The organism is Mycobacterium scrofulaceum (assembly GCF_001667885.1).
Classification (GTDB): Bacteria; Actinomycetota; Actinomycetes; order Mycobacteriales; family Mycobacteriaceae; genus Mycobacterium; species Mycobacterium scrofulaceum_C.
In genome coordinates this window covers 19,090-42,467 of the sequence record NZ_LZJW01000139.1, presented here as the reverse complement: position 1 = coordinate 42,467, position 23,378 = coordinate 19,090, and the positions used below count along the sequence as shown (strand labels likewise).

General features: G+C 68.9%; 24 protein-coding genes. 15 read left to right on the top strand and 9 right to left on the bottom strand.

Going from position 1 to position 23,378, the window contains the following annotated elements:
- Positions 1-46 precede the first annotated feature (46 nt).
- The 7 genes from echA20 to A5681_RS20050 all read left to right on the top strand — a co-directional run bounded on the left by echA20 (position 47) and on the right by A5681_RS20050 (position 5,431).
- On the top strand, positions 47-805 hold the full coding sequence (gene echA20 / locus A5681_RS20080; RefSeq protein WP_067279134.1) for a (7aS)-7a-methyl-1,5-dioxo-2,3,5,6,7,7a-hexahydro-1H-indene-carboxyl-CoA hydrolase: 759 nt from the start codon (positions 47-49) through the stop codon (positions 803-805).
- Positions 802-1,686 (top strand): cholesterol ring-cleaving hydrolase subunit IpdA, encoded by an 885-nt coding sequence (gene ipdA, locus A5681_RS20075; RefSeq protein ID WP_067279128.1) that lies wholly within the window; start codon positions 802-804, stop codon positions 1,684-1,686. The genes echA20 and ipdA overlap by 4 nt, the downstream gene beginning before the upstream one ends.
- Positions 1,683-2,426, top strand: a complete 744-nt coding sequence (ipdB, locus tag A5681_RS20070; protein ID WP_067279124.1) for a cholesterol ring-cleaving hydrolase subunit IpdB — start codon at positions 1,683-1,685, stop codon at positions 2,424-2,426. Before ipdA ends, ipdB begins: the two co-directional genes overlap by 4 nt.
- Positions 2,426-3,511 carry a (3aS,4S,5R,7aS)-5-hydroxy-7a-methyl-1-oxo-octahydro-1H-indene-4-carboxyl-CoA dehydrogenase gene (ipdC, locus tag A5681_RS20065; protein WP_067279121.1) on the top strand — a complete coding sequence of 362 codons (1,086 nt, stop codon included), beginning with the start codon at positions 2,426-2,428 and terminating at the stop codon, positions 3,509-3,511. The genes ipdB and ipdC overlap by 1 nt, the downstream gene beginning before the upstream one ends.
- Positions 3,512-3,553: 42 nt before the next feature.
- Complete coding sequence (locus A5681_RS20060) at positions 3,554-3,976, top strand: nitroreductase family deazaflavin-dependent oxidoreductase (protein WP_067279119.1); 423 nt, start codon at positions 3,554-3,556, stop codon at positions 3,974-3,976.
- 70 nt (positions 3,977-4,046) lie between these two features.
- Positions 4,047-4,694, top strand: coding sequence for a SatD family protein (locus A5681_RS20055; protein WP_082968452.1), 648 nt, complete (start codon positions 4,047-4,049; stop codon positions 4,692-4,694).
- Positions 4,691-5,431, top strand: a complete 741-nt coding sequence (locus A5681_RS20050) for a hypothetical protein (RefSeq protein WP_067279115.1) — start codon at positions 4,691-4,693, stop codon at positions 5,429-5,431. Before A5681_RS20055 ends, A5681_RS20050 begins: the two co-directional genes overlap by 4 nt.
- A gap of 85 nt (positions 5,432-5,516) precedes the next feature.
- Here A5681_RS20050 and fadA6 read toward each other — a convergent pair whose 3' ends face one another.
- The 4 genes from fadA6 to ipdE1 are packed head-to-tail and all read right to left on the bottom strand — an operon-like array spanning position 5,517 to position 9,261.
- Positions 5,517-6,677, bottom strand: coding sequence for a steroid 3-ketoacyl-CoA thiolase FadA6 (gene fadA6 / locus A5681_RS20045; RefSeq protein WP_067279112.1), 1,161 nt, complete (start codon positions 6,675-6,677; stop codon positions 5,517-5,519).
- 3 nt (positions 6,678-6,680) lie between these two features.
- Positions 6,681-7,283 (bottom strand): TetR family transcriptional regulator KstR2, encoded by a 603-nt coding sequence (gene kstR2 / locus A5681_RS20040; protein ID WP_139272836.1) that lies wholly within the window; start codon positions 7,281-7,283, stop codon positions 6,681-6,683.
- 44 nt (positions 7,284-7,327) lie between these two features.
- Positions 7,328-8,116 (bottom strand): (5R,7aS)-5-hydroxy-7a-methyl-1-oxo-2,3,5,6,7,7a-hexahydro-1H-indene-carboxyl-CoA reductase, encoded by a 789-nt coding sequence (gene ipdF, locus A5681_RS20035; protein ID WP_067279109.1) that lies wholly within the window; start codon positions 8,114-8,116, stop codon positions 7,328-7,330.
- Positions 8,113-9,261, bottom strand: coding sequence for an acyl-CoA dehydrogenase IpdE1 (gene ipdE1 / locus A5681_RS20030; RefSeq protein WP_067279106.1), 1,149 nt, complete (start codon positions 9,259-9,261; stop codon positions 8,113-8,115). Before ipdE1 ends, ipdF begins: the two co-directional genes overlap by 4 nt.
- Before the next feature lie 105 nt (positions 9,262-9,366).
- Here ipdE1 and fadD3 point away from each other — a divergent pair, with 105 nt between their 5' ends.
- The 5 genes from fadD3 to A5681_RS20005 are packed head-to-tail and all read left to right on the top strand — an operon-like array spanning position 9,367 to position 15,090.
- Positions 9,367-10,911: a 3-((3aS,4S,7aS)-7a-methyl-1,5-dioxo-octahydro-1H-inden-4-yl)propanoate--CoA ligase FadD3 gene (fadD3, locus tag A5681_RS20025; RefSeq protein ID WP_067279102.1), complete on the top strand. Its 1,545-nt coding sequence runs from the start codon at positions 9,367-9,369 to the stop codon at positions 10,909-10,911.
- Complete coding sequence (locus A5681_RS20020) at positions 10,912-12,057, top strand: acyl-CoA dehydrogenase family protein (protein ID WP_067279099.1); 1,146 nt, start codon at positions 10,912-10,914, stop codon at positions 12,055-12,057.
- Positions 12,054-12,989 (top strand): acyl-CoA dehydrogenase family protein, encoded by a 936-nt coding sequence (locus A5681_RS20015; protein ID WP_067279096.1) that lies wholly within the window; start codon positions 12,054-12,056, stop codon positions 12,987-12,989. Before A5681_RS20020 ends, A5681_RS20015 begins: the two co-directional genes overlap by 4 nt.
- The gene (locus tag A5681_RS20010; RefSeq protein WP_067279092.1) at positions 12,986-13,936 is read left to right on the top strand and encodes an acyl-CoA dehydrogenase family protein; all 951 of its coding nucleotides are present in this window, start codon (positions 12,986-12,988) and stop codon (positions 13,934-13,936) included. Before A5681_RS20015 ends, A5681_RS20010 begins: the two co-directional genes overlap by 4 nt.
- Positions 13,933-15,090, top strand: a complete 1,158-nt coding sequence (locus tag A5681_RS20005) for a pyridoxal phosphate-dependent aminotransferase (RefSeq protein ID WP_067279090.1) — start codon at positions 13,933-13,935, stop codon at positions 15,088-15,090. Before A5681_RS20010 ends, A5681_RS20005 begins: the two co-directional genes overlap by 4 nt.
- On the opposite strand, the gene A5681_RS20000 is transcribed toward A5681_RS20005, so the two are convergent.
- Entirely contained in the window at positions 15,087-15,920 is an 834-nt protein-coding gene (locus A5681_RS20000) for an arylamine N-acetyltransferase family protein (RefSeq protein WP_067279087.1), read from the bottom strand. The two genes, A5681_RS20005 and A5681_RS20000, sit on opposite strands and share 4 nt — an antisense overlap.
- A gap of 94 nt (positions 15,921-16,014) precedes the next feature.
- On the opposite strand from A5681_RS20000, the gene A5681_RS19995 reads away from it, so the two are divergent.
- Both A5681_RS19995 and A5681_RS19990 read left to right on the top strand, forming a co-directional pair.
- Entirely contained in the window at positions 16,015-16,617 is a 603-nt protein-coding gene (locus A5681_RS19995) for a disulfide bond formation protein DsbA (protein ID WP_067279084.1), read from the top strand.
- A gap of 126 nt (positions 16,618-16,743) precedes the next feature.
- Positions 16,744-19,896 carry a serine/threonine-protein kinase gene (locus A5681_RS19990; protein ID WP_067279078.1) on the top strand — a complete coding sequence of 1,051 codons (3,153 nt, stop codon included), beginning with the start codon at positions 16,744-16,746 and terminating at the stop codon, positions 19,894-19,896.
- Between the two features lie 71 nt (positions 19,897-19,967).
- Here A5681_RS19990 and A5681_RS19985 read toward each other — a convergent pair whose 3' ends face one another.
- On the bottom strand, positions 19,968-20,390 hold the full coding sequence (locus A5681_RS19985; RefSeq protein WP_067279075.1) for a hypothetical protein: 423 nt from the start codon (positions 20,388-20,390) through the stop codon (positions 19,968-19,970).
- Between the two features lie 212 nt (positions 20,391-20,602).
- Between A5681_RS19985 and A5681_RS19980 the strand changes: the two genes are divergently transcribed.
- Entirely contained in the window at positions 20,603-21,040 is a 438-nt protein-coding gene (locus tag A5681_RS19980; protein ID WP_156738071.1) for a hypothetical protein, read from the top strand.
- Here A5681_RS19980 and hsaB read toward each other — a convergent pair.
- From hsaB to hsaD, 3 genes are read right to left on the bottom strand one after another with little or no spacing between them, the layout of a single operon-like run.
- The gene (gene hsaB, locus A5681_RS19975; protein WP_067279070.1) at positions 21,037-21,600 is read right to left on the bottom strand and encodes a 3-hydroxy-9,10-secoandrosta-1,3,5(10)-triene-9,17-dione monooxygenase reductase subunit; all 564 of its coding nucleotides are present in this window, start codon (positions 21,598-21,600) and stop codon (positions 21,037-21,039) included. The genes A5681_RS19980 and hsaB overlap by 4 nt on opposite strands.
- 2 nt (positions 21,601-21,602) lie before the next feature.
- On the bottom strand, positions 21,603-22,505 hold the full coding sequence (gene hsaC / locus A5681_RS19970) for an iron-dependent extradiol dioxygenase HsaC (protein ID WP_067279068.1): 903 nt from the start codon (positions 22,503-22,505) through the stop codon (positions 21,603-21,605).
- Positions 22,505-23,377: a 4,5:9,10-diseco-3-hydroxy-5,9,17-trioxoandrosta-1(10),2-diene-4-oate hydrolase gene (gene hsaD / locus A5681_RS19965; RefSeq protein ID WP_067279058.1), complete on the bottom strand. Its 873-nt coding sequence runs from the start codon at positions 23,375-23,377 to the stop codon at positions 22,505-22,507. Before hsaD ends, hsaC begins: the two co-directional genes overlap by 1 nt.
- Position 23,378 lies beyond the last annotated feature (1 nt).

Below are 23,378 nucleotides of genomic sequence, written 5' to 3'. Positions count from 1 at the left end.
CAAGCAAGTGCTTGCTTAGGTAGTTACCCCACAAGGAAGTGGCACCGTGCCCATCACATCCCAAACCACCGAACCGGGCATCGTCGCGGTCACCGTCGACTTCCCCCCGGTCAACGCCATCCCGTCACGCGGCTGGTTCGAACTGGCCGACGCCATCACGGCCGCCGGCCAGGACCCCGAGACCCACGTGGTCATCCTGCGAGCGGAGGGCCGCGGCTTCAACGCCGGGGTCGACATCAAGGAGATGCAACGCACCGAGGGATTCACCGCGCTGATCGACGCCAACCGCGGCTGCTTCGCCGCCTTCCGCGCGGTCTATGAGTGCGCGGTGCCCGTCGTCGCCGCCGTGAACGGCTTCTGCGTCGGCGGCGGCATCGGCCTGGTCGGCAACTCCGACGTCATCGTGGCCTCCGAGGACGCGACCTTCGGGCTGCCCGAGGTGGAGCGCGGCGCACTCGGCGCGGCCACCCACCTGTCCCGGCTGGTGCCGCAGCACATGATGCGACGGCTGTTCTTCACCGCCGCCACCGTGGACGCCGCCACCCTGCACCACTTCGGATCGGTGCACGAGGTGGTGCCGCGCGACCAGCTCGACGAAGCCGCATTGCGGGTGGCGCGCGACATCGCCGCCAAGGACACCCGGGTCATCCGCGCGGCCAAGGAGGCGCTCAACCTGATCGACGTGCAGCGGGTGAACTCGAGTTACCGCATGGAACAAGGCTTTACGTTCGAGCTCAATCTGGCCGGCGTCGCCGACGAGCACCGCGACGCGTTCGCCGGTACGGCGAAGGGCAAGGACAAGTGACAGACAAAAGGACGAGCCTGGACGACGCCGTCGCGCAGCTGCGCAGCGGCATGACGATCGGCATCGGCGGCTGGGGCTCGCGGCGCAAGCCGATGGCATTCGTGCGCGCCATGTTGCGCACCGACGTCACGGACCTCACCGTGGTCACCTACGGCGGACCCGACCTGGGGTTGCTGTGCTCGGCCGGCAAGGTCAAGCGCGTCTACTACGGCTTTGTCTCCCTGGACTCCCCGCCGTTCTACGACCCGTGGTTCGCCAAGGCCCGCACCAGCGGCGCCATCGAGGCCCGGGAGATGGACGAGGGCATGCTGCGCTGCGGCCTGCAAGCCGCCTCCCAACGCCTGCCGTTCCTGCCCATCCGGGCCGGGCTCGGCAGCTCCGTTCCCGACTTTTGGGAGGGCGAGTTGCAGACGGTGACCAGCCCGTACCCCGCCCCGGAGGGCGGGCACGAGACGCTGATCGCCATGCCGGCGCTGCGCCTGGACGCGGCCTTCGTGCACCTCAATCTCGGTGACAGCCGGGGCAATGCGGCCTACACCGGGATCGACCCCTACTTCGACGACCTGTTCCTGATGGCCGCCGATAAGCGCTTCCTGTCGGTGGAGCGCGTCGTGTCCACCGAGGAGCTGGTCAAGGCCGTTCCCCCGCAGGCCCTGCTGGTCAACCGGATGATGGTCGACTCCGTGGTGGAGGCCCCCGGCGGGGCGCACTTCACCACCGCCGCACCGGATTACGGCCGCGATGAGAAATTCCAGCGGCACTACGCCGAGGCCGCCTCGACCGAGGAGGGCTGGCAGAAGTTTGTCCAGACCTACCTGTCGGGCAGCGAGGACGACTACCAGGCGGCGGTTCGCGCATTCGCAGAGGAGGCGGCCAAGTGAGCACCACCCGCGCCGAAGTGTGCGCAGTCGCGTGCGCCGAACTTTTCCGGGACGCAGGCGAAATCATGGTCAGCCCGATGACGAACATGGCATCGGTCGGCGCGCGACTGGCCCGGTTGACCTTTGCACCTGACATCCTGCTGACCGACGGCGAGGCGCAACTGCTGGCTGACACCCCGGCGCTGGGCAAGACCGGACCCGTCGAGGGCTGGATGCCGTTCGGCCGGGTGTTCGAGACGCTGGCCTGGGGACGCCGGCATGTGGTGATGGGCGCCAATCAGGTTGACCGCTTCGGCAATCAGAACATCTCGGCGTTCGGGCCGCTGCAACACCCGACCCGGCAGATGTTCGGCCTGCGGGGCGCGCCCGGCAACGCGATCAACCACGCGACCAGCTATTGGGTGGGCAACCATTCCAAGCGGGTGTTCTGCGAGGCGGTCGACGTGGTATGCGGCATCGGCTGGGACAATGTGGACCCGGACAATCCGGCGTTCCGCTTCGCCAACACCTACCGCGTGGTCTCCAACCTCGGGGTGTTCGACTTCGGCGGCCCGGACCACACCATGCGCGCGGTGTCCCTGCATCCCGGCGTATCCCCCGACGATGTCCGAGAGGCCACGTCGTTCGAGGTGCACGGCGTGGACGAGGCCGGTGAGACCCGGCTGCCGACGGACGAGGAGCTCCGGCTGATCCGCGAGGCCATTGATCCGAAGTCGCTGCGCGACAGGGAGATACGTTGATGAAGCTGCGCACGCCGCTGACCGAGCTGGTCGGCGTCGAGCATCCGGTGGTGCAAACCGGGATGGGTTGGGTGGCCGGCGCGCGGCTGGTGGCCGCCACGGCCAACGCGGGCGGGCTGGGCATCCTGGCCTCGGCCACGATGACGCTGGACGAATTGGCGACGGCCATCGGGAAGGTCAAGGCCGCCACCGACAAGCCGTTCGGGGTGAACATTCGCGCCGACGCCGCGGACGCCGGCGACCGCGTCGATCTGATGATCCGCGAGGGCGTGAAGGTGGCGTCCTTCGCCCTGGCGCCCAAGCAGGAGCTGATCGCCCAACTGAAAGAGGCCGGCGCGGTTGTGATTCCGTCGATCGGCGCCGCCAAACACGCCAAGAAGGTCGCGGCCTGGGGCGCCGACGCGATGATCGTGCAGGGCGGCGAGGGCGGCGGACACACGGGCCCGGTGGCCACGACGCTGCTGCTGCCGTCGGTGCTGGATGCCGTGCAGGGCACCGGCATCCCGGTGATCGCGGCGGGTGGCTTCTTCGACGGGCGCGGGCTCGCGGCCGCGCTGAGCTACGGGGCCGCCGGCGTGGCGATGGGCACCCGCTTTCTGCTGACCTCCGACTCGACCGTGCCCGACGCGGTGAAGCGGCGCTACTTGGAGGCGGCGCTCGACGGCACGGTGGTCACCACGCGCGTCGACGGTATGCCGCACCGGGTGCTGCGCACCGGCCTGGTTGAAAGACTCGAAAGCGGTTCACCGGTAAGGGGTCTCACCGCGGCCGTGCGCAACGCGGCGAAGTTCAAGCACATGTCGCAGATGACATGGCGGTCGATGATTCGCGACGGCCTGGCGATGCGCCACGGCAAGGAGCTGACCTGGTCCCAGGTGGTTATGGCGGCCAACACCCCGATGTTGCTGAAGGCCGGGCTGGTCGAAGGCAACACCGAGGCCGGAGTGCTCGCCTCCGGCCAGGTGGCCGGCATCCTCGAGGACCTGCCGTCGTGCGCGGAGCTGATCGACTCGGTCGTGCGTGACGCGATCGCGCACCTGAAGGCCGCGTCGGCGCTCGTGGAGGAACCGTCGGCAGTGGACTAAGGACCCTGGCCGTGAGCCGTCGCGCGGCGTCACCCTGGATGGATGATCTCGCTGGCTCCCGAAACCTGGCCGACCCCACTCCTGAACGCGGTCCGAACCTCCAATAAATACCTGCTCAACCCGCTCATGCTGCGGCTGGCCGGCCACAAGAACTGGTATGCGGCGGCGATCGAGCACACAGGACGACGGTCGGGCAAGGTGTACACCACACCGGTCGTCGCCGAGCGCATCGACGGTGGCTTCGTCATACCGCTGCCCTACGGCACCGACGTGGACTGGCTGCAGAACGTTCGTGCCGCGGGACGGGCGACCATCTCGTCCCAGGGCGAGAGGTACGAGGTGGTGCACCCCGAAATCATCGGCGCGGCGGAGGCCCTGCCCCTTTTGTCGGCTTCCCGCCGCCGCACTTTTCAACGGGTCGGCATTGAGGGGTACCTCAAGGTCAATGACCGTCCGGCGGACTGAGCGGACGCCGACCTTGCGACCTGATTAAGCTGTGCTCTGAATAATTGATAAATGAAGCTATAATCTTCATATGGGCACAATGAAGGCGGAGCCTTCAATTCGCGCCGCGCTGATCGGTGACGTGGTGGGTTCCCGGCGTGCCAGCGACCGTCCCGCCCTGCATCGACGTGTCGCCACCACCCTGAGCCAGGTGGCGAACGGTGCGATCGACCCGCCGTCCTTCACGGTGGGGGACGAGTTTCAGGGCAGCTATCCCACGCTCGGCCGTGCCATCGACGCGGCGTTGACCGTGCGCCTGCTACTGGCGCCCGATGTCGACGTCCGCTTCGGGCTGGGGTGGGGTGCGGTAACCGTCCTCGACGCCGACGCCGGAATCCAGGACGGGCCCGGATGGTGGGCCGCCCGGGAGGCCATCCAGCAGACGGCGGAGACACAGCGGCAGCCCGCCTTCTCGCTGGTGCGCACGACATTTCGGGCGGCCGCGGAGACGCGCACCGACGTCGGCGCGGTCAACGCGGCCCTGATCTGTCGGGACCACCTGCTTGGATCGCTGGATGAGAGATCGTTGCGGATTGTGAGGGGACTGATGACCGGCCGGACCAAAAAGGAACTCGCCGCGGCCGAGGGTGTCAGCCCGTCGGCGGTCTCACAGCGCGCGAGCCGTGACGGTCTGGATCTAATCGTCCTCGCCAGCCAATACCTTCGGGAACTGCCGTGAGTGCCGTCGCCGTCCTGCTCACGGCGCTCGGCATCGCCGACCTGTCCCGGCGAGCGGTCCGTGCGGTGTGGGTGCCGCTGGTGGTGGGACCGGTTGTGGTGGCCGCGTCCTTGGCGCTGGGCGCCCTATGGCATGCCGGCGACATCCCGCTGCTCGTGCTGGCCGCGGCGTCGGTCGCCGCATGGGAGTGGCTGTGCGCGCGCAGCGAACGCAGCGGCGGCCACCAAGCCGCGCCGCTGGCGGTATTCGCCGGGACGCTGACGCTGTTGACGCTGCTGTCCGGTTGGTCGTCGACGGTCGGCGGCGGCATCGCGCGGTGGGTGGCCTGGGCGCACTTGCCGCTCGGCCATGTCACCCCCACCCGGCTGCTGATGGTCATCGGCGTGGTGCTGGTGCAGTTCGCGACCGCGAACCAGCTCGTGCGCCTGGTGCTCGGTTCGGTGGGAGCGGTACGCCCCGTCGGTGAGCCGCAGCCGTCGGATCGGCTCAAGGGCGGGCGGCTGTTGGGCCCGATGGAACGCCTGCTGATCCTGAGCCTGGGCGTGGGCGGTCAGGTGGCCGCCGCCAGCGCGGTCGTCGCAGCCAAGGGCATCATCCGGTTCCCGGAGCTGACCGCCCAGAAGGGGCGCGACGGTGAGGTCGGCATCGACGAGGTGACCGAGTACTTCCTGGTCGGCAGTTTCACCAGTTGGCTGTTGGCCCTTGGCGGCATCGGCCTGGTGCTGGCAACCCCGTAACCGCCGCACCGAGACTGAAACTACGCACGCCCGAATCGGCGTGTCTTGTGCGTAGTTTCAGTGTCGCGACAGGCGGCGCAGAGAATTACAACCGCTCGATGATCGTGACGTTCGCCGTGCCACCGCCCTCGCACATCGTCTGCAGGCCATAGCGGCCGCCGACGCGCTCGAGTTCGTTGAGCATGGTGGCGAACAGCTTGGCGCCGGTGGCGCCCAGCGGGTGACCGAGCGCGATCGCACCCCCGTTGGGGTTGACCTTCTCCGGGTCGGCCTTGATCTCCTTGAGCCAGGCCAACACCACCGGCGCGAACGCCTCGTTGATCTCGACGGTGTCGATGTCGTCGATGGACAGTCCGGTCTTCTCCAGCGCGTAGCGGGTGGCCGGGATGGGCCCGGTCAACATGAACACCGGGTCGGCCGCGCGGGCACTGATGTGATGAATGCGGGCCCGCGGCGTGAGGTTGTGGTCCTTGACCGCCTGCTCGGAGGCCAGCAGCACCGCGCTGGCGCCATCGGAGATCTGGCTGGCCATCGCCGCCGTCAACTTGCCGCCCTCGACGAGTGTCTTGAGGCCGGCCATCTTCTCCAGCGAGGACTCGCGCGGACCCTCGTCGACCCGGAAGGGCCCGGATTCCGTTTCGACGGTGATGATTTCGTTGTCGAAGTGACCGGCGCGGATCGCGGCGAACGCGCGCTCGTGGCTGGTGAGCGCGTACCGCTCCATCTCCTCGCGCGACAGGTTCCACTTCTCGGCGATCAGCTCCGAACCGCGGAACTGAGAGATCTCCTGGTCGCCGTACCGGTGCAGCCACTGCTTGGACTCGTTGGTCGGCGAGGTGAACCCGAACTGCTCGCCGACCGTCATGGCCGACGAGATCGGGATCTGGCTCATGTTCTGCACGCCGCCGGCCACGATGAGATCGGCGGTACCGGCCATGATCGCCTGCGCGCCAAAGGAAATGGCTTGCTGGCTGGAGCCGCACTGCCGGTCCACCGTGACGCCGGGAACCTCCTCGGGATAACCCGCGGCCAGCCACGAGAGCCGGGCGATGTTGCCCGCCTGCGCGCCGATGGCGTCGACGCAGCCGGCGATCACGTCCTCGACGGCGGCGGGATCGACGTCGACCCGGTCGAGCAATCCGCGCCATCCCAGCGCGCCGAGGTCCACGGGGTGTATGCCGGACAGTGCCCCGCCCCGCTTGCCAATCGCGGTGCGCACAGCGTCGATGACGTACGCCTCACCCATCTTTCAGACTCCTTCTTTGGTAATCCCACCAAGAACGATGGCGAGATATTGCTGGCCCACCTGCTGAGCGGTCAGCGGTCCGCCGGGCTGATACCAGCGCACCGACACCCAGGTGGTGTCACGGATGAAACGGTAGACCAGGTCGACGTTGAGGTCGGGCTGGAAGTAGCCCTCGTCGATGCCCTGGTTGATCACCTCGACCCACATCTTGCGTTGCTGGCGGTTCATGTCCTCGATGTAGGAGAACCGGGGCTGCGACAACAACCGCTGGGCTTCGTCCTGATAGATGACGACCTGCGCGTGCCGATGCTCGATCGCCTCGAACGACGCCATGAACAGCCCTTTGAGCCGCTCGAGCGGGTTGGCCTCGCTGTCCACGATCTCGCGGTAGCGGGCGAACAACCAGTCCAGGAAACTGCGCAGCAGTTCATCGACCATCTCCTCTTTGGAGGAGAAGTGGTGATACAGGCTGCCGGACAGGATGCCGGCGCTGTCGGCGATGTCGCGCACGGTGGTGGCACGCAGGCCGCGCTCGGCGAACATCGTCGCGGCGAGGTCTAACAACTCGTCGCGGCGACTGTTCGCCTGACCCGCCACACGATCCACCCGGCCAGGATATCAACCAAGCGCTTGCTTGGCCAGCGATCGGCTCAGGGGTGCTGGCTCGACACCGAGATGACCTCACCCGTGAGGTAGCTGGAGTAGTCGCTGGCCAGGAACGCGATGGTGGCCGCCACCTCCCACGGCTCGGCCGCCCGCCCGAACGCCTCCCCGGCGGACAGCCGGTCGAGCAGGTCGGCCGAGGTGGTCTTGTCCAGAAACTTGTGGCGGGCGATGCTCGGTGACACCGCGTTGATCCGCACCCCGTATTCGACCGCTTCGATTGCGCTGCAACGGGTTAACGCCATCACGCCCGCCTTGGCGGCCGCGTAGTGCGATTGCGAGTGCTGAGCGCGCCAGCCCAAAACGCTGGCGTTGTTGACGATCACGCCCCCGTGCGCGGCCTCCCGGAAGTACCGCAGGGCCGCCCGGGTGGCCCGGAACACCGAGGACAGGGTCACGTCCAGGACGCGGTCCCACTCGTCGTCGGTCATGTCCACCACCGGGGTCTGACCGCCCAGCCCGGCGTTGTTGACCAGCACGTCGAGCCGGCCCATCCGGGCGGTGGTGGACGCGATCAGCGCGTCCACCTGCGCGGTGGACGTCACGTCGCACAGCACGCTCTCGACCCGGCCCAACCCCAGCGCGGACAGCTCCTCGGCCGTCTCCCCCAGCCGGCGCTCGTGATGGTCGGACACCACCACGTCGGCCCCCTCGGTCAGCGCCCGCTTCGCGGTCGCCGATCCGATCCCGGTGCCCGCCGCCGCGGTGACGACGACGACCTTGTCCTGCAAAAGGCCATGCCCGGCAACCTCTTTCGGAGCTTCGGACAGGCTCATCCCTTTACCTCCCGGGGCAGGCCGAGCACGCGCTCGGCGATGATGTTGCGCTGGATCTCGTTGGATCCGCCGTAGATGGTGTCGGCGCGGGTGAACAGGAACAGCCGCTGCCATTCGTCGAATTCGCCGTCGGACAGGGTCAGCCCCGGCTTGCCGATCACGTCCATCGCGAGCTCCCCCAGCGCGCGATGCCAGTTGGCCCACAACAACTTCGACACGTTGTCCTGGCCGGGCTGCTCAACGTCCATGGTCGCCAGCGCGTACGACCGCATCGCGCGCAACCCGGTCCACGCGCGGGTCAGCCGCTCGCGGATGAAGGGGTCCTCGGCGGCGCCGTTGCGCCGCGCCAGCTCGGCGAGGTTGGAAAGCTCACGGGCGTAGCGGATCTGCTGCCCCAGTGTCGAGACGCCGCGCTCGAAGGTCAGCGTGCCCATGGCGACCCGCCAGCCGTCGCCGGGCTGGCCCACGACCAGATTGGCGTCGGTGCGGGCGTCGTCGAAGAAGACCTCGTTGAATTCCGAGTCGCCGGTCAGCTGGATGATCGGGCGGACCTGTACCCCCGGCTGATCCAGTGGCACCAGCAGGTAGGACAGCCCGGCGTGCCGCTTGGAGCCCTTCTCGGTGCGAGCGACCACGAAGCACCACTGCGCCCAGTGCGCCAGCGAGGTCCACACCTTCTGGCCGTTGATCACCCACTGGTCGCCGTCCAGTTCGGCGGTGGTGGAGACGTTGGCCAGGTCGCTGCCGGCGCCGGGTTCGGAATAGCCCTGGCACCACAGCTCGGTGACGTCGAGGATCTTCGGCAGGAACCGCTGTTGTTGTTCGGGCGTCCCGAAGGCGATCAGCGTCGGGCCGAGCAGCTCCTCGCCGAAGTGGTTGACCTTGTCCGGAGCGTCGGCTTTGGCGTACTCCTCGTAGAACGCCACCCGGTGCGCGGTCGAGAGCCCGCGACCGCCGTGCTCGACGGGCCAGCCCAGGCAGGTCAAACCGGCCTTGGCGAGGTGCTGGTTCCACGCCCGGCGCTCTTCGAACGCCTCATGCTCGCGCCCCGGTCCGCCAAGACCCTTGAGAGCTGCGAATTCGCCGACCAGATTGTCGGCGAGCCAACCGCGGACCTCCGCCCGGAACTCCTCGACGTCCTGCATGCCCTGTAGGCTAACCTACCAAGCACTTGCTTTGTCGGCTCGGTGACGATGCGCCCGCACAGCGGCGCGCGGAGGAGCCGAGCAATCCAGGTAGGAGCAGTCTCGATGACCGGCGATGCCCGCACCATCCCCGCGGCGCTGGATCGTTTCGCGAACCGCTTCCCCGACCACGACGCGTTGATCACCGACGAGCGATCGTTCACGGCGGCCACCCTGCGCGACGAGGTCCATCGCGCCGCGGCAGCACTGATCAGCCTCGGCGTGCGGGCGGGAGACCGAGTGGCCATCTGGTCGCCCAACACCTGGCACTGGGTGGTCGCCTGCCTGGCCATTCACCACGCCGGCGCGGCGATGGTGCCGCTGAACACCCGCTACACCGCCGAGGAAGCCCGCGACATCCTGGCCCGCACCGAGGCGCCCGTGCTGTTCGGGATGGGCACGTTCCTCGGCCACGATCGCGTCGCCGATCTGGATCGGGATGCCTTGCCCGCGCTGCGGCACATCGTCCGGATTCCGATCGAGGCCGACGATCCCGTTCCAGGGACGTGGGACGACTTCGTCGCGCGCGGCACCGATCTCGAGGCGGTCGCCGCACGCGCCGCCGCCGTCGCGCCCGACGACGTCAGCGACATCCTGTTCACCTCGGGCACCACCGGTCGCAGCAAAGGTGTGCTGTGCGCACACCGGCAGTCGTTGTCGGCCTCGGCATCGTGGGCGGCCAACGGCAAGATCACCAGCGACGACCGCTACCTGTGCATCAACCCGTTCTTCCACAACTTCGGCTATAAGGCGGGCATCCTGGCCTGCCTGCAGACCGGCGCGACGCTGATCCCGCACCTGACCTTCGACCCGCTGCGGGCGCTGCAGGCGATCGAGCGGCACCGCATCACCGTGTTGCCGGGACCGCCCACGATCTACCAGACCCTGCTGGACCATCCGCGGCGCGACGACTACGACCTGAGCTCGTTGCGGTTCGCGGTGACGGGGGCGGCCACCGTGCCCGTCGTGCTGGTGGAGCGCATGCAGTCCGAGCTCGACATCGACATCGTGCTGACGGCGTACGGGCTGACCGAAGCCAACGGGATGGGCACGATGTGCCGCGCCGACGACGACGCGGTCACCGTCGCCACCACCTGCGGGCGCCCGTTCGCCGACTTCGAATTGCGGATCGACTCAATCGCTCCCGGCGAGGCGGGCGAGGTCTTGCTGCGCGGGCCCAACGTGATGCTGGGCTATCTCGACGACCCGGAGGCCACGGCGGCGGCGATCGACGCCGACGGGTGGCTGCACACCGGCGACATCGGCGCCGTCGACGCGGCCGGCAACCTGCGCATCACCGACCGGCTCAAGGACATGTACATCTGCGGCGGCTTCAACGTCTACCCGGCCGAGGTCGAGCAGGTGCTCGCGCGGATGACGGGGATTGCCGACGCCGCGGTGATTGGTGTCCCCGACGAGCGCCTCGGCGAGGTCGGCAGGGCCTTCGTGGTGGCAAGGCCCGGCGCCGACCTCGACGAGCAATCCGTAATCGCTTATACCCGTGAACATTTGGCGAACTTCAAGGCACCGCGTTCGGTGCGGTTCGTCGACGCGTTGCCGCGCAATCCCGGCGGCAAGGTGGTCAAACCACTACTGCGAGAGCTGGCCTGAATGGATCTGGAGTTAGACGAGGAGACCCTGGCCTTTGCGGCCGAGGTCCGTGAGTTCTTGTCCGCCAACGCCGAGTCGATCCCGACGAAGTCCTACGACAACGCCGAAGGATTCGCGCAGCACCGCCACTGGGACCGCGTGCTGTTCGACGCCGGGCTGTCGGTGATCACCTGGCCGGAGAAATACGGTGGCCGCGATGCGCCGCTGTTGCACTGGGTCGTGTTCGAAGAGGAGTACTTTCGCGCCGGCGCGCCCGGCCGGGCCAGCGCCAACGGCACCTCGATGCTGGCGCCCACGCTGTTCGCGCACGGCACCGAGGAGCAGCTGGACCGCATCCTGCCGAAAATGGCGAGCGGCGAACAGATCTGGGCGCAGGCCTGGTCGGAGCCGGAGTCCGGCAGCGACCTGGCCTCGCTGCGATCCACCGCGACCAAGACCGACGGTGGCTGGCTGCTCAACGGGCAGAAGATCTGGAGCTCGCGCGCGCCGTTCGCCGAGATGGGATTCGGGCTGTTCCGGTCGGACCCGGAAGCCGAGCGGCACAACGGCCTGACGTACTTCATGTTCGACCTGAAAGCCGAGGGCGTCACCGTGCGCCCCATCGTGCAACTGGGCGGCGACACCGGGTTCGGCGAGATCTTCCTCGACGACGTGTTCGTGCCCGACCACGACGTGATCGGCACCCCGAACGACGGTTGGCGGGCGGCCATGAGCACCTCGAGCAACGAGCGGGGCATGTCGCTGCGCAGCCCGGCGCGCTTCCTGGCGACCGCCGAGCGCCTGGTGCGCCTGTGGAAGGACAGCGGCTCACCCCCCGCGTTCGCCGACCGGGTGGCCGATGGCTGGATCAAGGCGCAGGCCTACCGGCTGCAGACCTTCGGCACCGTGACCCGGCTGGCCGAGGGCGGTGAACTGGGCGCCGAATCGTCGGTGACCAAGGTGTTCTGGTCCGACCTCGACGTGGACCTGCACCAGACCGCGCTGGACATCCTCGCCGCCGACGGTGAGCTCGCCGGCAGCTGGACGGATGGCCTGCTGTTCGCCCTGGGCGGCCCGATCTACGCCGGCACCAACGAAATTCAGCGCAACATCATCTCGGAGCGGCTGTTGGGCCTGCCCCGCGAGAAGTCCGGGGGCAAGAAATGAAATTTGCGCTAGACGAACAGCAGCGCGACTTCGCGGCCAGCATCGATGCCGCGCTCGGCGTGGCCGACCTGCCCGGCGCTATCCGCGCCTGGTCCGCCGGCCACACCGCGCCCGGCCGCAAGGTGTGGGAGCAGCTGGCCGAACTCGGCGTCACCGCCCTGGCTGTTCCCGAAAAGTTCGACGGCATCGAGGCACACCCCGTCGACCTGGTGGTCGCGCTCGAACGTCTGGGACGCTGGTGTGTGCCCGGACCGGTGGCCGAATCCGTCGCCGTAGCACCGGTTTTGCTCGCCTCCGACGAGCGGTGCGCGGCGCTGGCCTCCGGTGAGCTGATCGCCACCGTCGCATTGCCACCGCACGCGCCGCGCGCGGTGGACGCCGACTCGGCCGGGCTGGTGCTGTTGGCCACCGACGACGGTGTGTGCGAGGCCGCGTCCGGCGAGCGACACGAGTCGGTCGATCCGAGCCGGCCCCTCTACGACGTGGCCGCCACCGGCCAACCATGGCAGGCCGACGTCCGGCGCGCCTTCGAGTTCGGGGCGCTGGCCACCGCAGCGCAATTGGTCGGCGCCGCCGAGGCGCTCCTGCGGGACACCGTCGACTACGCCAAGCAGCGCGCGCAGTTCGGCCGGGTGATCGGTTCCTATCAGGCGATCAAGCACAAGCTGGCCGACGTACACATCGCGATCGAGCTGGCCCGGCCGCTGCTCTACGGCGCGGCCCTGTCGATGGAGCCCCGCGATGTCAGCGCGGCCAAGGCGGCGGCCTCCGAGGCGGGCCTCCTGGCGGCGCGATCGGCGCTGCAGACCCACGGCGCGATCGGTTTCACCCAGGAAAATGACTTGTCGCTTTGGCTACTGCGCGTGCAAGCATTGCGTTCGGCCTGGGGTACGCCCGAGGCGCATCGGCGGCGAGTGCTGGAGGCGCTATGAGTGAAGAACGGGAGATGCTGCGGGAGACCGTCGCGGCCCTGGTGGCCAAGCACGCCAACCCGACGGCGGTGCGCGCCGCGATGGACTCCGAGCGTGGTTACGACGAGTCGCTGTGGCAGCTGCTGTGTGAGCAGGTGGGGGCCGCCGCTCTGGTCATCCCCGAGGAGCTGGGCGGCGCGGGCGGCGAGTTAGCCGACGCCGCAACGGTTTTGCAGGAGCTGGGCCGGGCGCTGGTGCCTTCCCCGCTGCTGGGGACCACGCTGGCGGAGCTCGCGCTGCTGAGCGCGCCCGAGCCCGACGCCGAGACGCTGGGCGCCCTCGCCGAGGGCGCCTCGATCGGGGCGCTGGTTCTCGATGCCGACTACGTCGTCAACGGGGACATCGCCGACGTCGTCGTCGCCGCCACCGACGGCCAGCTGGCCCGGTGGACCCGCTTCACCGCCAAGCCGGCCGTCACCATGGACCCGACCCGCAGGCTCGCGCGGGTGACGCCCCAGGACACCGAAACGATCGGCGCCGATCCCGGCCTCACCGACAGCGCGGCCATCCTGCTCGCGGCCGAGCAGATCGGCGCCGCCGAACGCTGCCTGGAGCTGACCGTCGAATACGCCAAGAACAGAGTGCAATTCGGCCGACCGATCGGCAGCTTCCAGGCGCTCAAACATCGGATGGCCGATCTGTACGTCATGATCGCCGCGGCGAAGGCGGTGGTGGCGGACGCCTGCGACGACCCCACCCCGACGAATGCGGCCACCGCGCGACTGGCCGCCACCGAGGCGCTGTGCAGCGCGGCGGCCGAAGGCATCCAGCTGCACGGCGGGATCGCGATCACCTGGGAACACGACATGCATCTGTACTTCAAGCGGGCCCACGGCAGCGCCCACCTGCTCGACACGACGCGGGAAGTCCTCGCACGGCTCGAATCCGAGGTGCTCGAACCGTCGTGAACGACCATGTCGCGCGGCGCGCCGCCATCCCTCCGTTCTATGTGATGGATGTGTGGCTGGCCGCCGCCGAGCGCCAGCGCAGCCACGGCGACCTGGTGAACCTGTCGGCCGGCCAGCCGAGCGTCGGAGCGCCCGAGCCGGTGCGTGCCGCGGCGGCCGCCGCCCTGCACGTGAACGAGCTGGGTTACACCGTGACGTTGGGCATTCCGGAGCTGCGCGCGGCGATCGCGGCGGATTACCAACGCCAGCACGGGCTTCGGGTCCAACCCGACGAGGTGGTGTTGACGACCGGCTCGTCCGGCGGATTCCTGCTCGCGTTTCTGGCGTGCTTCGATGCGGGCGACCGGGTGGCGCTGGCCAGTCCCGGTTACCCGTGTTATCGAAACATTCTGTCCGCCTTGGGATGTGAGGTGGTCGAGATCCCGTGCGGCCCGCAAACCCGCTTCCAGCCCACCGTGCAGATGCTCGAAGAACTCGACCCGCCGCCCCGCGGCGTGATCGTCGCCAGCCCGGCCAATCCCACCGGGACGGTGATAGCGCCGGCCAAGCTGGCCGCGATCGCCTCGTGGTGCGAGGCGTCCGGGGTGCGGCTGATCAGCGACGAGGTCTACCACGGCCTGGTCTACGAGGGGGCGCCGCAGACCAGCTGCGCCTGGCAGACATCGCGAGACGCCGTGGTGGTCAACAGCTTTTCCAAGTACTACGCGATGACGGGCTGGCGGCTGGGCTGGATGCTGGTGCCGCCCGTGCTGCTGCGTGCCGTGGACCGGCTGACCGGCAACTTCACCATCTGCCCACCGGTGCTGTCGCAGCTCGCCGCGGTGGCGGCGTTCACGCCGGAATCGACGGCCGAAGCCGACGGCAACCTGCACCACTATGCGGCCAACCGCGCCCTGCTGCTCGACGGTCTGCGCCAGATCGGCATCGACCGGCTCGCACCCACCGACGGAGCGTTCTACGTGTACGCCGACGTCTCCGAACTCACCAAGGACTCGACCGCGTTTTGCTCAAAACTGTTGAGCGACACCGGCGTTGCCATCGCCCCGGGTATCGATTTCGATACCACGCACGGCAACTCGTTTGTCCGGCTGTCGTTCGCCGGGCCCACGCGCGACATCGAAGAGGCCCTGCGGCGAATCGGGTCCTGGATCTAGGCGTCCAGGATTTTATCCAGGCGCGCCTCCAGCGCGCCGCGCTCGCCGACGTCGGAAACATTGATGCCGAACCGGTCCCTGAGGGTGTCGACCACCGCCGCGGCGTCGTCGAGGCGAATCTTCTCGCTGGCGTCGGCACGGTGAATGGCCAGGTTCCGGCCGGCCAGGTTCAGCCGGGCGTCGTCGGTGACGCGCGCGGCCGTCAGCCCGGTGACGAAATGCGACGAGGGGTGCGTCGAGACGAACCAACTGCCCACCGCCAGGTCGATGTCCGGCGCGGTCCGGGTGCTGAACTCGTAGAGCGGCTGCCACTCGCCGCGAACCTGGGCCTGCAAGACCAGCCCGTCCCCTCGGTCGTCCAGCCGATAGGGCTCGTGCGTCGTCTGCTGCACGGTGCCGGTCTCGATCCGCAGCGGCGAGGTGGGCGTCTGCCCGCCGAAGCCGACGTCCACCAGATAGGACCCGTGCGAGCCGGGGAATGTCACCGCCAACACGGTGTGCGTCTGCGGCGGCGGTGACGGCGCGTCGGGTGGGCGCATCCACACGACCCGGCCGGCCAGGCGCCGCACTCGAAAGCCGAGCTCGGTGAGCACGTAGCCCATCAGGCCGTTCTGCTCGTAGCAAAAGCCGCCCCGACCCCGTTGAATGAGCTTGCGGGCGAGGGCCGCCGGGCCCAGGTCGTCGACCGGGACCCCCATCACCGGATCGAGGTTCTCGAAGGGAATCGCCTTGGTGTGCGCGCTCACCAACGCCTGCAGGACATCGAGGCCGGGTGTCGTGGCGCCGCGGTAACCGATCCGTTCGAAGTACTCGCCCAGGTTCAGCGTCATACGGCCATTCTGCTGCCACGCATCGGCGGGCGTGTCAGGGCCGGCAGCGGGTATGCCGCCCGGTAGCCCGAGCCTTGGACCGAAGGAGGAACCCGTGGCCGACGTCGACCTGTATCTCGACCCCGTCTGTCCGTTCTCCTGGGTGACCGCGCGTTGGCTGCTCGACGCCGGGCGGGCAACGGGCACGCCCGTCACCCTGCGCCAGATGAGCCTGGCGGTCCTCAACGCGGGCCAGGAGACCGAGGGTAAACAGCAACGCATGATGGAGCGGTCGACGCGGCTGGGGCGCCTGTTCGCCGCCGCCGTCGGCGAGCGCGGCCCGGATGCGTTCGCGGGCCTCTACGACTCGATTGGCCGTCGCATCCACGTGGACGGCGAGGACCTGACCGCCACCGCGATCCGGGAAGCCCTCGCCGAGAACGGCCTGGCGCAACGCCTCGTCGACGCGCAGGACGACGCCGGCTTGGACGAGGCGGTCAAGCGAGCGCATCAAGCCAGCCAGGACGCCCTGGGTGACGAGGCCGGCAGCCCGATCATCGCCGTCGACGGCCGCGCGTTCTCCGGGCCGGTCCTGACGCGAACACTCAAGACAGCGGACGGCGTTCGGCTGCTGCAGGCCGTGCTGACCGTCGCCACCGTCCCCGAGTTCGCCGCGCTGCAACGGCCGTATGAAGGCCCCCCGACCATCGACGCCTAAGGGCGGCCATCGCCTCCGATGAGGGCCGGGCGAACGAAGGTTGCCAGAAAAGCACATCCGTGAGGTTCTGAGCGCTAACCTTGAGCTCGCCAAGAACATATTTCGCGGAGGGTTGAGCGCCAGCAAATGCCTGAAGAGCCCCGGCCCGACAATGTCGCCCCGGTACCGAGCGGCATCGCCGCGGAGCTGGCGGCCGCGGGATTCGAGGATGCCCGGCAGGTGGCCAGGGGCGGCGCCGGGGTCATTTACTGTTGCTACGAGACCGCTCTCGGGCGCAGCGTTGCGGTGAAGGTGCTGCCGTCGCACATCGACGATGACAGCCGCGAGCGGTTCCTTCGCGAGGGCTATGCGATGGGCGGGCTCTCCGGGCATCCGAACATCGTCAACATCCTGCGGGTGGGAGTCACCCCGAGCGGCAAGCCGTACATCGTGATGCCTTACCACTCGGCGGATTCGCTGGCGGTCCGGCTGCGCCGGGAGGGTCCGGTGGCCTGGCCCGAGGCGTTGCGCATCGGCGTAAAGCTTTGCGGCGCACTGGAAACCGCGCACCGAACCGGCACGCTACACCGCGACATCAAGCCGGCGAACATCCTCGTGAACGACTACGGCGAGCCACAGCTCAGCGATTTCGGCATCGCCCACATCGAAGGCGGATACGAGACGGCGACCGGATTCTTCTCCGGCACCATCGACTTCACCGCACCCGAGGTGATGACGGGCAATCCCGCCACGGTGGCCTCCGACATGTATTCACTGGGCGCCACCCTCTACGCGCTCATCGCCGGCAACGCCGCCCACGAGCGCAAGAAGGGCGAGGACCTGATCGCGCAGTATCTGCGGATCAGCACCACCGGAATCCCCGATATGCGTCCCGACGGCATCCCGGACGCGGTGTGCACGGCCATCGAGAGGGCGATGTCGATCGACCCGGCCGAGCGGCCCGCCTCGGCCGAGGAGTTCGGCCGCGAACTGCAGGCCGCCCAGCGCGCCAACGGTCTGAAACCCGACGCGATGGCCATCACCGGGCGCCCGTCGGCCGTCGCGGCCGACGCTCCGTACCCCCCGCCACCCGGCGGACACAGCGAGGTGGCTCGGCCATCCGGGATGCACACCGCGAGCATGCCCCCACCACCGCGCTTGCCGACCGGGCACGACGACCCGACTTCCGCGATCAGCACCCCCATCGCGAGCGAACACGCACTGGAGACCGCGGCGTTTCCGCAGTCGGGGCCCGCCGAGCTGTCGGAGGCGGCCAGCCTGCTGCGCGGCGTGCCCGCGTCGGCGACGCAGCCCACGGCGCGGCCGCCCGCCACCGCCGGGCCGTCGGGTCCAAACGGTGGCGCCCAGGGCCCGCCGCGTGGTCCCAGGGCCCGGGCGGCCGCATGGTTCGCCGAACCGGGCAAGAAGAGAAACCGCATCGCGCTGACGGCCGGCGCGCTCGCGGCGGTCCTGCTCTTGGTCATCGGCGGCGTCTATTTCGCGCTGTCACCCGACAAAAACCCCGGTTCCAAGGGCGGTTCCGGTCAACCCACCGCGCAGCCGCCCATGCAGTGGAAGCCGATCACCAATGCCCGGGTTTCGCGGGACGCCGCGGCCACCACCCAGGCCGACGGCACCATCTGGATCTTCGGCGGGATCCGCAGCGACGGTGCCCTCACCGGACTGCAGGAAGGCTACGACCCCGTCATCGACAGCTGGAAGGGCGGCGACGACCTGCCCGTCCCGGTCTCGCACGCGATGGCGGTGACCTGGCAGGGAAATCCCGTCGTGCTCGGCGGCTGGAGATCCGAGGGTGGCAAAAACGTTGCGTCCGAACAGGTTTGGCGAGTCATCAACAGCCGCTGGGTTGAGCTTCCGCACCTGCTGCAGCCCCGCGCGGCCGCGGCGGCGGCCGTGGTGGGCGACCGGCTGGTCGTCACGGGCGGTGTCGACGCGTCCGGCGCGCTGCTGAACACCACCGAAGTGTTCGACGGCAACACCTGGAGCCCCGGTGCGCCGATCCCGACCCCGCGACAGCTGCTGGCGGCGGCCTCGGACGGGAAGCTGGTGTACGCGGTGGGCGGCACCAACGGCACCGCCGACCTGCCGACCGTCGAGGCCTACGACCCGGCCGCGAAGAGCTGGGCGCCGCTGCCGCCGCTGAGCCAGCCGCGCAGCGACCTCGGCGTGGCGATCGTCGACGGGCGCCTGGTCGCCGCCGGCGGCGTGTCCGCGGGCCAGGTGCTCAAGAGCGTCTCCGCGTTCGACCTGATGACCAAGACGTGGTCCGGATTGCCCGACATGACGACCGCGCGGCACGGCATGGCCGTCGACGCGGTGGAGAAGTCGGTGTACGCCATCGGCGGGTCGACCGCCGTCGGCGACGGCCAGCTCACCTCGTCGGCGGAAGCGCTGAAGCTGCCCGCCCGCCGGATCCAACCGGCGTCGCAATGGCGCTCGTTGCCGGACGCGCCGACCCCCCGGCTGATGATGGCCTGGGCCGTGCAGGGCGACAAGATCTGGATCCTGGGCGGTCTGCGGAACGGCACCGCGTTGCAGACCGTCGAAAGCTATGACCCGCGCACCGGCGTATGGCAGACCGGCCCGCCGTTGCCCATCCCGCTGCACCACGCTGCGGCGGCGACCTACCGCGACGAGGTGGTGGTGCTCGGCGGAGCGAGCGATCAGCTCGCCGACGCGTCCGACAAGGTGTTCGCGCTGCGCGGCGGCAATTGGGTTGAGCTGCCGCATCTCACGCACGCCCGCGCGGCGCCGGCCGCCGCGGTGGTGGGCGACAAACTCGTCGCGGTGGGCGGGCAGAACGCCAAGCAGCTCGTCCCGCAGACCGAGGTCTTCGACGGTGATTCGTGGAAGGACGCCGCCGACATGCCGACCCCCCGCGAGCACCTGGCCGCGGTGTCGGACGGCACCTACGTGTACGCGATCGGCGGCCGGTTCCTCAGCGCCGACAAGAACTCCGCGGCGAACGAGCGGTTCGATCCCCAATCGGGCGCCTGGACCAAGTTGGTGGGCATGCCGACCCCGCGCGGGAGCTACGGCGCGACGTACATCGATGGCCGCATCGTGGTGGTCGGCGGCGAGGAACCGACGATGGTGTTGAACGTGGTCGAGATGTACGACATCGCCAACGCGAAGTGGAGCACCTTGGCCCCGATGCCCACCGCCCGGCATGCCGAGGTGGTGGCGACGGTCGGCAATACCGTCTACTGCATCGGCGGCGCGAACCGACCGACCCACGAGGGCCCGATCGCGACGGTCGAGGCGCTGGACTTCATGTAGCGCCCGCAACGCGCCCACACTTTCCGCTCGGCCGCCACGCACCGCTGATGGAATTCGAGCGCATCGCCGGATCACCCCTGACGAATCGTGTCATCGGCAAGGGCACGAGCGCGCCGATACGCACTGAGGAACAGCACCGTGAGGCCCAACTGCATCACCAGGATCGGCGCCATATAGCCGACACGTACGAGGCCACTGCTGAGCGCGTAAGCACCCGCCGCCGCGAGGCCCGCAAGCACCGGGAACACGGTGAGCAGCAGAACTCCCCGCCGGTCGACGGGTGCGCGGCTCCCCCACACGAGGAGCGCCGTCCACCCGGCCATCAAGGCCGCACACAACGCGGCGGCGTAGCGGTAATCGGGGGCCGGGGCGAACCCGTGCAGACCCAGCATCGCGGCGGCCACGCCTGGCACCAGCAGTGGCACCACCATTGCGGCGTCCATCACGGCGCCGGCCCAGTACGCGAGACGCAAGAAGCCCTGGCTTTCCGTCATCGGTCCCACCTATCTGCCTTCGATTCGGCGATCCCATGATTTCGGCGACCGCCGCGATGGGGAAGGGGCCAAGGTCACCGGCCGAACCCCGGTCAGTCCGGTGCGTTGTTTTACTCACGCCAGATAGGGGGATCCCACTATGAGTCAGCGCCGCGCGCCCGGCGAAACCGATCCGATAGGAGCCCACCATGAATAGCAACACGATCTGGATCGTGGTCGCCGTCATCGCGGCAGTTCTGGTGATCGCCGCGCTGCTCTTTGCGGTCAGCAGGTCAAGAAGCCGGCGGCGGCAACGGCAGGCGCAGGAGATTCGCGAACAGGCCAAGCTCGAGACCGCGAAGGTCGAACGCCGCGAGGCCCTCGCGCACGAGACGGCCGCGAAGGCCCGGGCCGCGCAGGCCGAGGCGGAGGCGAAAGCGGCCGAGGCCGCCCGGTGGCAGGAACGGGCCGCCAATCATCAGAACGAGGTCGCGGCGTCGCGCGGACAACTGCAGGAGCAGTTGAAGCGCGCCGACGAACTGCACCCGGAAGGCGACGCGAAGCCGGCCGACCAGCGTGACGATCCCGACACGGCGTGGTCCTCGGAGACGCACGACCCGACGACACAGGGCGAGGCCGTCCGGCACGAAACGTATCGCGGGACGCCCTAGAGCCAGGTGTCCTGGGTGGTGGCGGTGAGGAACGCCTCCAGGTCGTCGCGCCACTGCGCGGGCGTCGTCTTGTCCGGTTCGATCCCGGTGTACTCACCGCGGTAGAACAGCAGCGGACGCGGCTTGATCTTGGGGGCCTCGGACAACGACTGCACAGCGCCGAACACCACGAAATGGTCGCCACCGTCGTGCACCGACGCCACCGTGCAGTCGATGTAGGCCAGCGACCCGTCGATGATCGGCGAGCCGAGTTCCGAGGGGTGCCAGTCGATTCCGGCGAACTTGTCCGGTTCCTTGGAGCCGAACCGCGCCGAAACGTGCTTCTGCTTCTCGGTCAGCACGTTGACGCAGAACCGGCCGCTGGCCTCGATGGCCTGCCAGGACCGCGACACCTTGGTCGGGCAGAACAGCACCAGCGGCGGGTCCAGCGACAGCGCGGCGAACGACTGGCAGGCGAAGCCGATCGGGACCTCGTCGTGCACCGTGGTGATGATCGTGATGCCGGTGCAGAACTGGCCCAGCACCTGCCGGAAGGCCCGCGGATCGATCGGCGCCGACATGATTACCCGCGGGCGCCGACCGTGAAGTCGTGGCCCCACAAACTGACGGCGGTGCTTTCCCGGGCGACCCAGTCGCCGTCCTCCACTTGCCTTCCCTCACAACCGAATTCGACGTCGAAGCCACCGGGCGTCTTCATGTAGAAGGACAGCATCAGGTCGTTGACGTGGCGGCCCAGGGTGGCCGACATGGGCACCTTGCGGCGCAGCGCGCGGTCCAGGCACAGACCCACGTCGTCGGCGTTCTCGACCTCCATCATCAGGTGCACGATGCCACTGGGCGTCGGCAGTGGAAGGAAGGCCAGGCTGTGGTGGCGCGGGTTGCACCCGAAGAACCGCAGCCACGCGGGCGCGCCGTCCGCGGGCCGGCCCACCAATTGCGGCGGCATCCGCATCGAATCGCGCAACTTGAAGCCGAGCACGTCCCGGTAGAAGTGCAACGCCTCGTCGTCGTCGCGGGTGGACAACACCACGTGCCCAAGGCCCTGCTCGCCGGTGACGAACTTGTGGCCGTACGGGCTGACCACGCGCCGGTGCTCCAGCGCGACGCCGTGGAACACCTCCAGGCAGTTGCCGGACGGGTCGGAGAACCGGATCATCTCGGCGACCCGGCGATCCGCCAGCTCGGCGGCGGTGGCCTCCTTGTAGGGCACGCCCTCGACGTCGAGCCGGTTTCGGATCTCTTGCAGCCCTTCGGCATTGGCGCATTCCCAGCCCGCCTCCATGAGGTGGTCCCGCTCACCGGGCACGATCACCAGCCGGGCCGGGAAGTCGTCCATGCGCAAGTACAGCGCGCCCTCGGTGTTGCCTTTGCCCTCGACCATGCCGAGCACCTTCAGGCCGTAGTCGCGCCAGGCCGCCATGTCGGTGGCCTCGATGCGCAGATAGCCCAGCGAACGGATGCTCATCACGCACCTCCCAGGAAATCAACGGTCAACTTGTTGAACTCGTCGAACTTCTCCACCTGCGCCCAGTGCCCACATTGCCCGAAAACGTGGAGCTGCGCACGCGGAATGGTCTTCAGCGCGACCAGCGCGCCGTCCAGCGGGTTGACCCGGTCCTCGCGGCCCCAGATCAACAGCACGGGCTGCCGCAGCCGGTGCACCTCGCGCCACATCATGCCGAGCTCGAAATCGGCTCCCGCGAAGGACATTCCCATCGCCCGGGTCGCGGTCAGCGACTCCGGGGTGCTGGCCAGCGCGAACCGCTCGTCGATGAGCTCCGGCGTGATCAGCTTCTGGTCGTAGACCATGACCCGCAGGAACGCCTCGAGGTTCTCCCGGGTGGGTTCGACCGAGAATTTCCCCAGCCGTTTGACACCCTCGGTCGGATCGGGGGCGAACAGATTGATGCTCAGCCCGCCGGGACCCATCAACACCAGCCGGCCGGCCCGGTCCGGGTAGTCGAGGGCGAACCGGACCGCGGTGCCCCCGCCCAGCGAATTACCCACCAGCGGAGCGCGTCCCAGCTCGAGTCGGTCGAAGAGGCCCTTGAGCGCCCGCGCGGCGTAGTGGTTGAACTGCCCGTGTTCGGCGCGCTTGTCGGAGAGCCCGTAGCCGGGCTGATCGACGGCCAGCACATGAAACCGCTGCGCCAGCACCGGAATGTTGCGCGAGAAGTTGGTCCAGCTGGCCGCGCCGGGCCCCCCGCCGTGCAGCAGCACCACCGTCTGGTCGTTGCCGACCCCGGCCTCGTGATAGTGCAGCTTCAGCGGCCCGTCGACGTCGACTTCGGCGAAGCGCGAGGTGGACTCGAACGTCAGCTCTTCGATAGCCGTCACG